General features: G+C 50.6%; 9 protein-coding genes and 1 pseudogene. 7 read left to right on the top strand and 3 right to left on the bottom strand.

What is annotated here, in order from left to right:
- Window positions 1-98: 98 nt before the first annotated feature.
- Both ACLU9Q_RS00575 and ACLU9Q_RS00570 read right to left on the bottom strand, forming a co-directional pair.
- Window positions 99-470, bottom strand: coding sequence for a helix-turn-helix transcriptional regulator (locus tag ACLU9Q_RS00575; protein WP_412624531.1), 372 nt, complete (start codon window positions 468-470; stop codon window positions 99-101).
- Between the two features lie 51 nt (window positions 471-521).
- On the bottom strand, window positions 522-1,301 hold the full coding sequence (locus tag ACLU9Q_RS00570) for a PocR ligand-binding domain-containing protein (protein ID WP_412624529.1): 780 nt from the start codon (window positions 1,299-1,301) through the stop codon (window positions 522-524).
- Between the two features lie 191 nt (window positions 1,302-1,492).
- Here ACLU9Q_RS00570 and ACLU9Q_RS00565 point away from each other — a divergent pair, with 191 nt between their 5' ends.
- The 3 genes from ACLU9Q_RS00565 (at window position 1,493) to ACLU9Q_RS00555 (ending at window position 6,005) form a co-directional block, all read left to right on the top strand.
- Entirely contained in the window at window positions 1,493-3,214 is a 1,722-nt protein-coding gene (locus ACLU9Q_RS00565) for an MFS transporter (RefSeq protein WP_330490536.1), read from the top strand.
- 68 nt (window positions 3,215-3,282) lie between these two features.
- Window positions 3,283-5,628, top strand: a complete 2,346-nt coding sequence (locus ACLU9Q_RS00560; protein WP_412624528.1) for a glycoside hydrolase family 3 C-terminal domain-containing protein — start codon at window positions 3,283-3,285, stop codon at window positions 5,626-5,628.
- Between the two features lie 20 nt (window positions 5,629-5,648).
- Window positions 5,649-6,005 (top strand): GH39 family glycosyl hydrolase, encoded by a 357-nt coding sequence (locus ACLU9Q_RS00555; RefSeq protein WP_412624526.1) that lies wholly within the window; start codon window positions 5,649-5,651, stop codon window positions 6,003-6,005.
- A gap of 111 nt (window positions 6,006-6,116) precedes the next feature.
- Here the strand turns inward: ACLU9Q_RS00555 and ACLU9Q_RS00550 are convergent, their stop codons facing one another.
- Window positions 6,117-7,322 carry an IS110 family transposase gene (locus ACLU9Q_RS00550; protein WP_296832919.1) on the bottom strand — a complete coding sequence of 402 codons (1,206 nt, stop codon included), beginning with the start codon at window positions 7,320-7,322 and terminating at the stop codon, window positions 6,117-6,119.
- A 296-nt stretch (window positions 7,323-7,618) separates the two neighbouring features.
- Between ACLU9Q_RS00550 and ACLU9Q_RS00545 the strand changes: the two are divergent.
- From ACLU9Q_RS00545 to ACLU9Q_RS00530, 4 genes and pseudogenes are all read left to right on the top strand, one after another.
- A pseudogene (locus ACLU9Q_RS00545) lies at window positions 7,619-7,939 on the top strand (GH39 family glycosyl hydrolase); the annotation flags it as partial.
- 9 nt (window positions 7,940-7,948) lie between these two features.
- Window positions 7,949-8,800 carry a GH39 family glycosyl hydrolase gene (locus tag ACLU9Q_RS00540; protein ID WP_412624590.1) on the top strand — a complete coding sequence of 284 codons (852 nt, stop codon included), beginning with the start codon at window positions 7,949-7,951 and terminating at the stop codon, window positions 8,798-8,800.
- A gap of 20 nt (window positions 8,801-8,820) precedes the next feature.
- Complete coding sequence (locus ACLU9Q_RS00535) at window positions 8,821-11,193, top strand: glycoside hydrolase family 2 TIM barrel-domain containing protein (protein WP_296837424.1); 2,373 nt, start codon at window positions 8,821-8,823, stop codon at window positions 11,191-11,193.
- Window positions 11,194-11,238: 45 nt separating this feature from the next.
- Window positions 11,239-13,875, top strand: a complete 2,637-nt coding sequence (locus ACLU9Q_RS00530) for a family 78 glycoside hydrolase catalytic domain (RefSeq protein ID WP_296837420.1) — start codon at window positions 11,239-11,241, stop codon at window positions 13,873-13,875.
- The last annotated feature ends 37 nt before the right edge of the window (window positions 13,876-13,912 follow it).

Below are 13,912 nucleotides of genomic sequence, written 5' to 3'. Positions count from 1 at the left end.
AAGGAAAACGATATCAAGTGCTTTTCCGATTTTGAGTGAGAGCAATACAGCGGAATATAGCAACTATACCGTGCAGGCGGATTTTGCCGTTAAACGATTTAGTGTGTTTCCTGCTTCCGGTATTCCGTCGGGGTGACGCCGAAGTATCTGCGGAAATGATCTGCAAAATAACTTTGAGAGCAAAATTGCAGCCGTTCACTGATATTCTGCACATCATCCTGAGTTGTGCGGAGCAAAAAGGCTGCCTGCTCCAGCCGCTGTCTGCGGATATATTCGTTGGGAGTCAGCGAGGTTTCCCGCTTAAATTTTTTGCTCAGATAGTTTTCCGTGTAGCCTGTCTGGCGGGCTAACATGGACAGGGAGAGCCTGTCTTCCAGGTGCAGGCTGATATATTCGCAGCAGGCGCGTACCGGCTGCGAAAGGCTGCTGGTGCGGCAGCGGTGTACCCGCTGGATAAAATCGTCCTGCATCGTGTGGGCAATTTCCACCAGGTCCGTGATGGCGGTGCAGGCTTCCACACTCTAGAAATAGTGGTCTGTCAGGGTATAGGAGACCTCCGGCGTCAGTCCGCCCTCAATGGCGGCACGGGAAAACAATGTGATGCAGACCAATACCGCATTCTTCATCTGGCGGAGCGGGTCGCCATTGCTCAGCTTGCCAAGATGTCCGGTTATGGACATTTTGTTCATATGAGACTGATAATTCAGATCACCCTCCCGCACCATCCGCAGCATTTCCTGTTCGCCCTTGTAAGTGCCGTGGGCGTCCATCGATTCCCTCTGGATAAATTCCCCGTTGATCTTCCGGGTGTTTTCATGATAGCGCAGAGCGCTGACGGTAATTTTCTTTTCAGTAATACAGAAGTACAGCATGATCGCGTACTCGAAAATGCGGCTCAGGCTGATGACCGGCAGCTTGTGCAGGAAAAGCATAAACTCCTGACGCAGGGGGACGCTCAGATTGTGCTTATTTAACTGTGCTTCCAGACTTTTTGGCGGAATATCGTCTACGAAAAACGGTCCCAGAATATAGAAGCGCAGCAGCTCATTATCCAGAAAATAAGGCGTCATAACCCACATCAGCCCCATTTCATTTGTATAAATAACAGGCGTGTCCTGCTCGGCTATTTGCCGGATGAAATCGTCCCTGCTGCGGTTCATCACAAACAAATTATCGATAATCGTCTGTTCGGGGCAGTTGCTGGTAATCAGATGGAACGCGCTGTCATAGGTCCACAGGTAAAGATTATGACAGCAGCTAATCATATCACGGAACAGAGATAATCTGGTTTCGGTTTCCATAAGGATACCCTCCTCTTATGTCAATTCATTTCATTGCTCTGAAATACAGCAATCATCGCCCTTGTATTTTATCATAAAAACGCTATTTTAGCAATAAATCAGTCTTATTTTCAAATAAAAGCGGAATTATTATAATAAAAGCCGATTTGTTATAACAGTTTCTCCTGTCTTTTTGTTATCATTTAGTCACAATGTACATTTTGACAGAAAAGCGGGAGGAAAACACGATGAAAGCAAAGAAAAAGACAGGATTATTTTCAAAAAGGTTTATGAATTCCAGAATTACGTCGGCGAATACGCAGAAAAGTGAAATGTGGCTTGGCTATTTTGCTGGGCCGTGTCTGCTCTATATGGTCTATTATTCGGTGGCGGGTACTTATCTTACGCAGTTTTATACGGACGTGCTTGGCATCGCGGGAACCTTCCTGGCGCTTATGCCGGTCTTTTCCAAGATTCTTGATGCGATTACCAATATCATCATGGGACGCATCATTGATAAGACACGCACCAGCCAGGGAAAGGCAAGACCCTGGATATTTCTGTCCGGATTTCTGATCGCGATTACCGGATGTCTGCTGTTTATGGTGCCGAAAGCGTCTTATCAGGTGCAGCTTGTCTGGATCATTATCAGCTATAATCTGTTTTTTGCGCTGGCATTTACCATCTATAATATGAGCCATAGTCTGATGGTCCCGCTTTCCACCCGGAATACAAAACAGCGTGACGGTCTGGCAATGATGCAGAGCTTTGGCATGAATATGATACCGGGATTTCTGGTGACGATTATTCTTCCGATCATGATTCAGAAGTTTGGCGTTGGAACCGGCGCGCAGGATACCTGGATCAGGATGATGAGCACGATCTCGATCCTGGCGATTCCGGCGACACTGCTTGAATATTATTTTACAAAGGAGCGTGTGACGGAGGAAGCGATTAATGACTCCGGCGAGAACCGGACAGAGGTCGTGCCCATGAGCAAACAGATTAAGGCGTGTTTTACGGACAGATACTGGCTGCTTATCATGGGCTTTATCGTAATTTATAATATCTATAATATTCTGCAGACAAACAGTATGCTTTATTTCTGCAACTGGGTACTCAGCAACTCTGTGGACGGAGGTACCGGTCTGCAGGTGCTTGTAAATGCCATTGGCCAGGCTCCGCTTGGACTGGGGATCGTGATTCTCTGGCCGCTGGTACATAAATTCGGAAAACGCCGCGTGGCGCAGGTCGGTTTTCTGGCAAGCGCGGCAGGCAGCCTGCTGATCCTTACCAATACGGGGAGTTTTACGCTTGTCATGGTGGGGCTTGTTATCAAATCCTTCGGCGCGCTTCCGACATACTGTATGATGGCGCAGCTCGCGGAGGCTCTTGACCATATTGAATGGGTGAATAAATTCCGCGCAGACGGCTTTTCTGCCTCTGTATATGCCATTATTATTACCGTGACAGCCGGAATCGGTCAGAGTATTATCCTGAGCGGGATCCATGCTTTTGGCTATATCGCACCGGCGTCCACGGCGGACGTCATCAATCAGCCGCCGGCAATGCAGACCTTTTTTGCATGGTGCTTTGCGGGAATACCGATGATCGGATTTCTGCTGGGTTCGCTGATTATGAAGTTTTATGATGTGGAAGATAAGGTGCCGCAGATGACGGCGGACATCAATGCACGGCGCAAGGCGGAAGCGGAGGCGCGGGGAGAGGTGTATTATACGCCGGAAGAAAAGGCGGCTATGGAGCAGGAGCAGCTTGACCGGCAGGCGGAGGAAAAACGCATTGAGGAATTAAAGGCCAAATGTGCGAAAAAGGGTCTGGATTTTAAGACGGAAGAAGCAAAATACCAGGCAAAGCTTGCCGCCCGGAGGGCAAAGGAAGAAGCAAAGGTAGCGAAGAAAAACCGGAAAAAATAAATCCGGCATTGTTTGATCAGAGCGGCGGTCTGAAACGCCGCTCAGACGGGATTACAGAAAGGAAGCAGATGGTTATGACAGAAAAGAAAATCGGGGAACTGGTCTCTATGCTGACGCTGGAGGAGAAGGCAGGTCTTACTTCGGGAAAAGATAACTGGTTTACAAAGGCAGTAGAACGTCTGGGGGTACCGCAGGTGCACACCAGCGATGGACCTCACGGGCTGCGGACCCAGGCGGGAGAGGTAAATTCTCTGGAAGAAAATGCAAGTATTCCTGCGGTATGCTTTCCGGCGGCCTGCGCTACAGCAGCGAGCTTTGACCGGGATCTGCTTTACCGTATGGGGGAAGCGCTCGGAAGGGAGTGTCAGAGCACCGGCGTTCATGTACTTCTTGGACCTGGAGTAAACATCAAACGGAGCCCTTTGTGCGGGCGGAATTTTGAATATTTTTCGGAAGATCCGTATCTTGCGGGCGAGCTGGGGGCAGCTTTTGTGAAAGGTGTGCAGAGCCAGGGCGTGGGAACGAGCCTGAAACACTTTTTCGCCAACAGTCAGGAGCACCGCCGCATGGATGCCAGCTCGGAAATGGACGAGAGGACCATGCGCGAGATTTATCTGCCGGCTTTTGAGACGGTGGTAAAGCAGGCACAGCCGTGGACGGTTATGGCATCTTACAACAAAATCGGCGGCGTGTATTCTACCGCTAACCGGAAATATCTCACAGACCTTCTGCGGAAGGAATGGGGCTTTGAAGGAGTGGTGACAAGTGACTGGGGTGCGACGCATGACCGTCCGGCGGTGGTGGCGGCGGGCTGTGATCTGACGATGCCGGCGGAGGATACGGATCATCTGATTGTGGAGGCTGTCAGAAATGGAACACTGAGTGAGGAAGCTTTGGATGCGTGCTGCATCCGTCTGCTGAAGCTGGCGTTCCGGGCGGCAGAGCAGCACAGAGAGAATATTGCATTTGATTACGAAGGGGACCATGCCCTTGCCAGGGAGATCGCCGGGCAGTCTGTGGTGCTGCTGAAAAACGAAGACAATATCTTGCCGCTGGCAGAGGAAGCGGACGTGGCGTTTATCGGTCCCTTTGCAAAGGAGCCGCGTTATCAGGGCGGAGGCTCCAGTCATATCAACAGCTTTAAGGTAGTCGGCGCCCTGGAAGCGGCAGAGCATCGCGGCGTCCGGGCACAATATGCCGCGGGATGCCGTCACGACGGAGGGACAGACGAGCTTTTGCTTGCACAGGCAATCGAAAAAGCAAAGCAGGCAAAAATAGCGGTGGTGTTTGCCGGTCTCACGGATGGGATGGAATCGGAAGGAGTGGACCGCCGCCATATGCGCCTTCCGGAGGGGCATAATATGCTGATTGAAGCTGTATGCGCGGCGAATCCGAATACCGTAGTGGTGCTGCACAATGGTTCTCCGGTGGAGATGCCGTGGGTGGACAGACCGAAGGCGATTCTGGAATGCTATCTGGCAGGGCAGGCCGTCGGGGAGGCTGTGACAGATGTGCTTTATGGAGACGTGAACCCTTCGGGGCATTTGCCGGAGACATTTCCGAAGCGCCTGGAGGACAATCCATCTTATCTGTATTACTTTGGCGAGGGCGGTGTGGTGAATTATAATGAAGGGCTGTTTGTCGGCTATCGTTATTATGAAAGTAAAAAACAGGAGGTGCTGTTTCCGTTCGGACACGGGTTAAGCTATACGACTTTCCGCTGCAGCGATCTGCAGTTAAATAAAAAGAAACTGACGGAAGGGGAAGACTTAACAGCAGCGGTAACGGTAACCAACATAGGAAAAAGAGCGGGAAAAGCGGTCGTTCAAGTGTATGTCGCTCCGGAAAAGGTGGAGATGATCCGACCGGTGCGGGAGCTGAAGGATTTTGTCAAGGTAGAGCTGGCTCCGGGGGAGAGCAAAACGGTTACCTTTACTCTGCAGAAACGTGCCTTTGCCCACTGGAATCCGACGGTTCATCAGTGGCGCACAGAAAGCGGGAAATATACCATTCAAATTGGAGAAAACGCGCATGATATTTGTCTGGAAGCAGAGGTGCAGATGGAGGCGGAGCCGGTTCCGCCGGCAGGCGGCTATCACATTGGTATCCCGATGGGAGAGTTTGCGAAGAGTCCGAAGGGACGCCGGTTTCTGGATGAGAATATCATTTATATGATAAAGGGCATGGCGGCGGCAGGCTTCATTCCAAAAGAAATGGCGGCGATGTTGGAGCAGCTTCCCGGCGGCGTCAATCTGGCTGCGATCGATATGCTTGCGCAGCGTGCGGGAAATGCTGCCGGAGGAACCGGCGGCGTGCAGGTGCTGCTGGGGCAGCCGCTTGGTATGCTGGATGGCTTTCTTCCGAAGGAGAAGCAGGAGGAGCTGCGCAAGCTGCTGGCGGAACTGAATCAATAGCAGGAGAGAGGGGGATCCCTATGACATATGTAATCACAGGAAAAGAAAAACGCCATATTTTTGACCGGCATTATCAGTTTTGTGTTGGCAGCGGCCATGCACCGCTGGCGCTGCGCACAGATTATGTGGCGCAGTTAAAACGGGTGCATGAGGAGCTGGGGATAGAGCGGGTGCGTTTTCATGGCATTTTCGATGAGGATATGAAGGTGGTTCTCCACCTGAAGAGTTATCTTCCGATGCCGGGGATGGAAAAATTCAGAGACGTCTCGTTTAATCAGATTGGTCTGGCTTATGATAATGTCCTGTCCGCCGGGATGCGGCCTCTGGTGGAGCTGTCTTTTATGCCGGCGCTTTTTGCCCGCAATAAAACCTGCTAAGAAAAGTCAATAGTTTTTTGCAGATTTTTAGAATATTTTTCTTTTATAAAATTAGGTACAACAAGTAGACTGTCATTTAGGCAGCCTTTTTGCAGTCTTTCATTTTGATATTTATTTTATATCCGTATAGACTTCTTTAACTCGTGCGTAATATATTCTGAGAAACTTATTCAGCCCTGCTATTTTAGCAGCTTTTTTTGACTTGCCTTCAGATTCTTTTTTGACTATATACTGGTAAACTGGATCATCTGGCCTTGGGTGCGTTTTTATGCATCTCATGGTTTCATAGCCGACTTTACGCAGAGCCGCCGACCCACGTTTAGTTATCTTTCGATTAGAACCAACAAATTGCCCCGATTCATAAGGCGGAGTATCTATTCCCGCATATGCTATTAAAGCCTTTCCGCTATGGAACCTCCTGACATCACCAATTTCAGCAATTAGCTTTGGCGCCAGAACTTCTCCCACGCCTCCCATTCCCCTCACAACGGAATATTCCGGCAGGCTCTTTGCTAATTCCTGCATTCGTGATAAGATTATGCTTAGAGTTGCATCAACTTCTTTGAGCACTCGGACCGCTTCAGTTACCAGCATTTTGACGGATGGGGTTTCTGAAGATAAGGTAGGAATGCCTTCACGGGCCAGGGCATATATGGCTTTCGCCTTGTCCTGGCTCTGATGGTATTTCTTTTCTTTTGCCCAGAACGTGTACTGCTTTATAAATTCTGTTTCACTAAGACATGTGATAGTATCATAGTGCCAAAACCGTTCAACAAAATCACTCAATTTATCCTTTCGGTTTCCTTCATTCCAACTTGCAAGCATCCCCTTGATTCCAGGCATTGTATAATCCAGCAAATGCGTCAATTCATGCAGGGACATGATATGCAGTTTCATATAGTGCCTATATTGCTGTCCCAGCATCTTAAGTTCTCCATACACATCACCTGATGCTTTGAACTCTGCCATCGTAAACCAGTGCTCAATGCCGTAATTAGCAATAATCCTGGAATCTATCTTATCTGTCTTTGCCTTTCTAAGATCCCCGCTGCGGTATACTTTCATCAAGTATGGATTAATAACAGCTACAAACAGTCCTTTTTCCTGTAAATAGGTAAGGACTGGAAGATGATAGATGCCAGTTGCCTCCATAACAACTTTTACTTCATCGTCAAACCTTAGAAGCATAGCCGCGAGTTCCCCCAAATCCTTTTCTACATGGGAGATGTCGAACGGCCTGCTGACAATTTCCCCACAAGGTTTCAGTATGCATACCGTACTTTTCCCTTTTGCCACATCAATTCCTACACTGATCATAATAACCTCCTACAACCTTGGTAAATTTTTATTAGCAATCAGTAAAACCATCCACACTTATTACGATTCAGTTTAGTTCGTTACACGAAAGCTCTCATAGAGTATCAACCTGCCTAAGCGAATATTTATAATAAGGGGTTGGTTGACGGTTTTATTGACGGATGTTAAAAATCCAAAAAAGCCCATGCCATACCAACTGCTTCCCCTATTATAATAAAATAAGTGCAGATGTCAGAGTTAATTACTCTCTAACTACTACACTTTTATGGTACTAAAAGCAGCTTGGCTTCAGCTATAAAGCCAGTATTTCGCCGCCGAAGGATTATGGGGAGTGGGAGGGCTTTGTCAAAAAATTTATCCGTTTTCTCCTTGACCGTTACGGAAAAGAAGAGGTAGAACAGTGGTACTTTGAGGTATGGAATGAGCCAAATATCGGAACATTTTTCAGCGGCACCCAGGAGGATTATTTTAAGCTTTACGCACACACTGCCAGAGCGATCAAATCAGTGGACCGGACGCTTCGTGTGGGAGGACCTGCCACGGCGACTAATTCCTGGGTAAAGGAACTGGTGGATTACTGCCGGACGCACAGGGTTCCTATAGATTTTTGTTCCACGCATCAGTATATGGGCGAGCCGCTGGGACATGACGCCGGCATGATGAAGGGGCTGGTGAAAGCGGTATGCGGCGGCATGAAGAAGATAAGAAAGCATCCCGGCGGGAGCATCAACGAGGGAATCCGGCTGATGTTTGAGGATTCCTCTGAAACGAGAGATTTTCCGGAAACCTTATTTTCCGATAATGTGAAAGCGGTCAAAGAGCAGGCGGGAGGGCTGCCGCTGTTTTATACGGAATGGAATGCCGCCTCCTGCTGCGGGGCGCCCCATAATGATACGAGGAAGCTGGCGGCCAATGCGGTGAAAAATATTCTGGATGTGGAGGGACATCTGCAGGGAAGCTCGATCTGGTGCTTTTCTGATATTTTTGAGGAATCCTTTCTGTTTCCGCAGGAATTTTCGGGGAATTTCGGATTGCTGACCATTCACGGCATCCGGAAGCCGGTGTATCATGCCTTTGCGCTTCTGCGCCAGGTGGGAGATACACGCATTGAAGTACAGGCGGAAAAAAATGAGATTGAGCTGGGCGCTTTTGAAAATGAGGAAGGGCTGCAGCTTTTGCTGTACCGTCTCGACCTGAAGTGCCGCAGGCTGCCGGTCAAAACTGCGGAAATAGAAATTCTGTGCGATGCGCCGAAGCGGGTGACGGTACAGAAAATTGATGAAGACCACGGAAATCCCCTGAAGCTTTGGCAGGAAATGGGAAGTCCGATGGACATGAAACCGGCGGATGCCGCCAGAATCGATGAAGCCGCCTCTCTGGCGGAGGAGGAGCAGCCCTATACTTATAAAGACGGCAGACTGCATATGGCGGCTGTACTGGGAGTCAATGATGTACATCTGATCAAAATATATCGCTGAAAAAGGAGTCTGTAATAATTATGAAACGACAAACGTTTAATGATAACTGGATATTCTGGAAAGAAGGAAGCACGAAGAAGCAGACCGTTACGCTGCCCCATGACGCCATGATTCATGAGGAGAGGCGGCCGGATGTGCCGGGAGGCGGCGCTCACGGATACTTTCCGGGAGGAAAATATGTGTATGAGAAGCGTTTCACAGCTCCGGACGAGTGGCGGGAGAAGACAGTTTCCATTGAATTTGAAGGGGTATACCGTAACAGCAAGGTATTCATTAATGGAAGAGAAGCTGGCGGCAGACCGTATGGATATGTGCCCTTTGTCATCTGCATGGATGCATTTCTCGTATACGGCGGGGAAAACGTCATTACGGTAACGGTGGATAATTCAGAGCTTCCCAACAGCCGCTGGTACACCGGAAGCGGTATCTACCGCCCGGTTTCGCTGCTGATTTCGCCCAAAGAGCATATTGCGTATCAGGGCGTGCGCATCACGACGCTGTCCTTTGCGCCTGCCCGTATCCGGGTGGAGACGGACGCCAGTGCTTCCGATGAAGTAAAAATCCTGGTGGAGATTCTGGAGCAGGGGCGGGTGATTGCATCCGGAAGCGGCCGGAATGCAGAGCTTGCTATACCGGATGCAAAGCTCTGGTCGGATGAGACGCCTTACCTCTATGAGTGCAGGGTGTCCCTGAAAAAACAGGACAAAGTATGCGATACGGTAACGGAAAAATTCGGCATCCGTCTGATAACGTGGAGCAGCGGGGGACTGCTGGTAAACGGGAAGCAGACGCTGCTTCGGGGAGGGTGCATCCATCACGATAACGGTATCCTCGGAGCGGCATGCTGGACGAAAAGTGAGGAGCGCAGAGTCCGGATCATGAAGGAACACGGATTTAATGCGCTCCGCTCTGCCCACAATCCTGCTTCGAAAGCCATGCTGGAGGCATGTGACCGGTACGGGATGTATCTGATGGATGAGACCTTTGACATGTGGTACGTGAGAAAGAGCAAATACGATTACGGCAGGGACTTTAAAGAATGGTGGCAGGCGGATACGAAAGCCATGATCGATCGGGATTATAACCACCCTTCCGTTATCATGTATTCCATTGGAAACGAAGTCTCCGAACCGGGAAAGCCGGAGGGAGTAAAGCTGGGAAAAGAAATGATTTCTTTCGTGAAAAGCCTGGATGCTTCCCGTGCAGTCACCGGCGGCATGAATCTGATGATTATGGGGAATTATGCCAAAGGAAAAGGCCAGTATGATAACGTGGATAAGGAAGAGAAGAAAAAAGCTGCAAATGACAGCAAAGAGCCGAAAAACGCCAGCCTGATTTTTAACATGATGGCGACCGTGGTAGGACCGGGGATGAATAAAGCGGGAAATTCGAAAAAGGTGGATATGGTCACCACACCGATACTGGATGCGCTGGATATTGCCGGATATAATTACGCTTCCGGCCGCTATCCGCTGGAGGGAAAGCTGCATCCTGGGCGGGTGATCGTTGGCAGCGAGACCTTCCCGTATGAAATCTATAAAAACTGGGAGCAGGTAAAAAAATATCCCTATCTGGTGGGAGATTTTATGTGGACAGCCTGGGATTATCTGGGAGAGGCCGGGCTGGGAGCGTGGAGCTATACGGGGGGAATGCCTTTTAACCGTCCGTATCCGTGGCTTCTGGGCGGCACGGGCGTGATCGATATTCTGGGAAATCCGGACGCCTCCTGCAGGTATGCGGAAACGGTCTGGGAGCGCGCGGATAAGCCGGTCATCGCGGTCCGGCCGGTGAACCATCCGGGTGTGCGCGTTTCAAAATCCGTATGGCGCGGCACCAATGCGATTGAAAGCTGGTCATGGAGAGGCTGCGACGGAAATAAGGCGCAGGTGGAGATCTATGCCGGGGCAGCCGGTGTGGAACTGTTTTTGAATGGGAAATCACTGGGAAAGAAGCGGCTGAAGGAATGCAAAGCCGTGTATAAGACAAGATACGCAGAGGGCACCCTGCGGGCGGTCGCTTATGATGCAGACGGGGCGGTCCTTGGGGAGAGCACGCTGTCTTCGGCAAAGGGGAAATTCCGTATCACTCTGAAGCCGGAGGAGGCGGTCATACAGGCAGGAGACATTGTATATGTTCCGGTGGAGATTACCGGAGAAAACGGCATCGTAGAATCGAATGCGGATGAAAAGCTCTCGGTCAGTGTGGAAGGCGGCACGCTGCTTGCCTTCGGAAGCGCCGATCCCTGCACACAGGAGCGGTATGATGCCGGCAGCTTTACTGCCTATCAGGGCAGAGCGCTGGCAGTGGTCTATGCACCGCAGCCGGGGAAGATAAAGATATCCGTATCGGGGGAGAAGCTGGGCACAGAAAGCGTTGCCGTCACAGCGGTGTGACGAAGCACTTGTTCTCAAATAATTACAGGAAGGAAGAGAGAGGCTATGAGAGCAATCCGTCTGCAGACAGAATATCTGACAAGGCCCCTGGGGCTTGGCATTACGAAACCGCGGTTTTACTGGAATTGTGAGGGCGGCGCAGTACAGACTGCCTATCAGATCATTGCCAGGAGAAACGGTGAGAAGGTGTGGGACAGCGGGAAGGTGGCATCGGCTTCCATGACGCATATCTGTTATGGGGGAAAACCACTGCAGAGCCGGGATCGCATCGACTGGCAGGTGCGCCTCTGGGATGAAAACGATCATCCCGGCGAATGGTCGGGAAGCTGGTTTGAAATTGGGCTTCTAAAGAAGGCAGACTGGTCGGCGAAATGGATGACCGGCGATTACCGTCCGGGAAAAAATGTCCGTTATCCGGTGGATTGTTTTCAGAAAACGTTTCCGGTGAAGGGGACGGTTGCCCGTGCGCGACTGTATATCACAGCCTGCGGCCTTTATGAGGCAAGGCTGAACGGCAGGCGTGTGGGGAGATACTGTCTGGCTCCCGGATGCACGGATTACCGCAAACGCCTGCAGTACCAGACGTATGATGTGGCGGATTTCCTCGCGGCTTATAACACATTGGAGATACAGCTGGCAGACGGCTGGTACCGGGGAAGCGTCGGCTGCTACGGTATGACGAATGTTTTCGGAAGGGAAAGCAGAATTTTCTGTCAGATGGAGATTACTTATGCGGACGGCAGCCGCAATACCATCATCAGCGACGATGGCTGGAGCTGGAGCAACGACGGACCATACCGTTTTGCGGACCTGAAGGATGGGGAAATCTATGATGCCAGGCGGAAACCTTCTTACCGCGGGAGAGCGAGACTGACCAAAGCGCCGGAGGACATGATTCTGGCTGCGGCGGATAATGTCTGCCCGACGGAACAGGAGCATTTTCCGGCGAAACTTATTATAACGCCGGCGGGGAAAAAGGTTCTGGACTTTGGGCAGAATCTTGCGGGCTTTTTATCTTTTACCGTGCATGGAGAAAAAGGGCAGCAGATAAAATTGCGTCTGGGAGAAATGCTTGATGAAAAGGGAGAATTTACGCAGAAAAATATACAGTCTGTAAAACCGGTCCGGGAAGTGGGAAAGCTGGGAGAGGTATTCCTCGCTGTCGGCATGGGCGGAAAGCTTCCAGGGGAAAAACAGATGACACCAAAGCAGGAGATCCTGTTCACCTGTTCCGGCGGCATCGACCATTATAAGACAGCCTTTGCCGTGTCTGGCTTCCGGTATGCGCTGATTGAGACAGAAATAGAGGTTGACCCGCAAGCGTTTGAAGCAATCGCCGTTTATTCAGACATGGAGCAGACAGGCAGCTTCCGGTGCTCCAACGGGAAGGTAAATCAATTATTTCACAATACGCTCTGGAGCATGAAGGGAAACTTTCTGGATGTTCCTACCGACTGTCCGACAAGAGAGCGGCTTGGATGGACAGGGGACGCCCAGATTTTCTTTGAAACAGGCGCTTATCTGATGAATACAGCGCCGTTTTTCCGCAAATGGCTGCGCGATATGAAGGATGGACAGAAAAAGGACGGAAGCTTAAGTGCGGTCGTTCCTTATAACGGACTTTCTCTCATGTATGATAATACCGGCGCCAGTGTGGGCTGGGCCGATGCGGTCGTACTGGTGCCGTACCGCTACTGGAAACGGTATGGCGACCGGAGAATCCTGCGTGAGAATTATCAGACGATGCGTAAGCTTGCCATGTTTATGATACAAAATACCGGCCACAAAAATAAAAAAGCAGCCAGAACGAATCCCTACAACAAGTATGTTTATGAAAAGGGATTCCATCTGGGGGAGTGGCTGGAGCCGGAGGAGTTTCAGGAGAAAATTACCGCCGGGCACCGTGCGCTGCATACCGAGGAAGCTACCGCATATCTGCACTATACGATGTCATGTATGGCGGAAATTGCCGGAGAGCTGCAGCAGCAGGAGGATGAAAAGCTGTTTGCGGAATATGCGGATGGGGCAGTAAAAGCGTATGATTATCTGTTCCTGAAAAGCGGCACGATCGATACGGACCGTCAGGCAAAGCTGGTGCGGCCGCTGGCGCTGGGCCTGCTGTCCGGTGCGAAAAAATCCAATGTGGAAAAGCGCCTGAAGCAGGCGGTGGAGAAGGGGGCGTATTGCGTCGGAACGGGATTTCTCTCCACGCCCTTCATCCTTCCTGTTTTAACAGAGGCAGGCTATACGGAAACGGCATATAAAATGCTGGAAAACGAACGGGCGCCCGGCTGGCTGGCGGAAATTAATGCGGGGGCTACGACGATCTGGGAGGACTGGGAAGGCAGGGTCAGCCGGAATCATTATTCACCCGGCGCAGTGTGTCAGTGGCTCTTTGAAACGGTGGCAGGCATCCGGCCGGATGGTGAGAACCATTTTAAAATAGCGCCTGTGCCGGGAGGCACGCTGACTTACGCGGAGGCAGGCTATCAGAGCATCTATGGAAAGATAGAAAGCAGATGGACAAGGACAGAGGATGGCGTGCGCTATACCATAATAGTACCGGCAAATACCACTGCCGAAGTGATATTTCCGGACGGGGATCGCTGCGTGATAGCGGCAGGCTGCCATGAGTTCGAACGTAAGCAGCCAGGCGGAATGCGAATGTCCTCTTTCCTGTAAGCCGCGCAGCAACCTGCGTTCATGAGCATGCAGCAGA

It is taken from the genome of Marvinbryantia sp., assembly GCF_047017445.1.
GTDB lineage: Bacteria > Bacillota > Clostridia > Lachnospirales > Lachnospiraceae > Marvinbryantia.
This window is presented reverse-complemented; position numbering and strand designations above follow the sequence as displayed.

Excerpts from the sequence above, each read along its gene's own strand:
- ACLU9Q_RS00575 (WP_412624531.1), bottom strand. The coding sequence starts at position 470 with ATGCAGGACGATTTTATCCAGCGGGTACACCGCTGCCGCACCAGCAGC.
- ACLU9Q_RS00570 (WP_412624529.1), bottom strand. The coding sequence starts at position 1,301 with ATGGAAACCGAAACCAGATTATCTCTGTTCCGTGATATGATTAGCTGC.
- ACLU9Q_RS00565 (WP_330490536.1), top strand. The coding sequence starts at position 1,493 with ATGTACATTTTGACAGAAAAGCGGGAGGAAAACACGATGAAAGCAAAG.
- ACLU9Q_RS00560 (WP_412624528.1), top strand. The coding sequence starts at position 3,283 with ATGGTTATGACAGAAAAGAAAATCGGGGAACTGGTCTCTATGCTGACG.
- ACLU9Q_RS00555 (WP_412624526.1), top strand. The coding sequence starts at position 5,649 with ATGACATATGTAATCACAGGAAAAGAAAAACGCCATATTTTTGACCGG.
- ACLU9Q_RS00550 (WP_296832919.1), bottom strand. The coding sequence starts at position 7,322 with ATGATCAGTGTAGGAATTGATGTGGCAAAAGGGAAAAGTACGGTATGC.
- ACLU9Q_RS00540 (WP_412624590.1), top strand. The coding sequence starts at position 7,949 with ATGGGCGAGCCGCTGGGACATGACGCCGGCATGATGAAGGGGCTGGTG.
- ACLU9Q_RS00535 (WP_296837424.1), top strand. The coding sequence starts at position 8,821 with ATGAAACGACAAACGTTTAATGATAACTGGATATTCTGGAAAGAAGGA.
- ACLU9Q_RS00530 (WP_296837420.1), top strand. The coding sequence starts at position 11,239 with ATGAGAGCAATCCGTCTGCAGACAGAATATCTGACAAGGCCCCTGGGG.